The 293-nt window shown below is 64.5% G+C and carries 1 protein-coding gene; it reads left to right on the plus strand.

What is annotated here, in order from left to right; genetic code table 11:
• Nucleotides 1-293, plus strand: a 293-nt coding sequence (locus ACZ9W6_RS17665; protein ID WP_465192495.1) for a hypothetical protein, incomplete at both ends; no start/stop codon positions are given.

Here is a 293-nt window from a genome sequence, read left to right on the forward strand (position 1 = left end):
CGGCCAGAACACCTTCAGCCTGGCCGGCCAGACACTGAGCGGCAGCGATACCCTGAAGATCCGGGTGGTGGATACTGCCGGCAATGCCGGCACGGTCTACTCGCAGGCTTATGTGCTGGACAGCACCACACCGACCAATACCATCAGCACCCTCCAGTTCTCGGCCGACACCGGCTCTTCCAGCAGCGACTTCATCACCGCGACGGCGGCACAGGATCTCTCCGGCACGCTGGCGGCCAACCTGGCCAGTGGCGAGACCGTGCAGGTCTCCCTCGACAACGGCAAGACCTGGA

It is taken from the genome of Vogesella lacus, assembly GCF_979366295.1.